The organism is Pantoea sp. ANP04 (assembly GCF_041982285.1).
GTDB lineage: Bacteria > Pseudomonadota > Gammaproteobacteria > Enterobacterales > Enterobacteriaceae > Pantoea > Pantoea eucalypti.
Genome location: NZ_JAUTYS010000150.1, coordinates 1 through 539 on the forward strand (window position 1 = coordinate 1; position 539 = coordinate 539).

Here is a 539-nt window from a genome sequence, read left to right on the forward strand (position 1 = left end):
ATTGCTGCGTGGCATGCCCCCTCCCCAGGTGAAATACCACGCAAAAAAGAGGGGGCTAAGATAGCACAGCGCCCGCTGCCGAACAGCGGCGCCATGCACAGGGAGGTGTGATGAGTATTCGTGATTGGCCTGCGGCGGAGCGCCCGCGGGAACGGCTTCTGGAGCAGGGCGCCATCAGCCTTTCCGACGCCGAATTGCTGGCTATTTTCTTGCGCACCGGGGTGGCTGGAAAAAGTGCGGTCGACCTGGCGCGGCACCTGTTGCATCGCTTCGGCAGCTTGCGCAGTCTGCTGGAAGCCGATCAGCTGACCTTCACCCGCCAACTGGGATTGGGGCCGGCCAAGTACGCACTGTTGCAAGCGGTGTTGGAGATGGCGCGTCGGCATCTGGCAGAAAAACTCCACCGCCAGTCAGCCTTGGAAAGTCCGTTGGTGGTGCGCGATTACCTGAAGTCGATGTTGCGACATGAGCCCCACGAGGTGTTTGGCTGTCTGTTTCTCGACACCAAGCATCGGGTGCTGGCCTTTGAGGTGCTGTTC

1 protein-coding gene is annotated in these 539 nt (G+C 60.9%); it reads left to right on the forward strand.

The features are described 5' to 3' along the window. Nucleotides 1-110: 110 nt before the first annotated feature. On the forward strand, nt 111-539 hold a 429-nt coding region (locus Q7C21_RS22830; RefSeq protein ID WP_375151214.1), incomplete at its 3' end, for a UPF0758 domain-containing protein.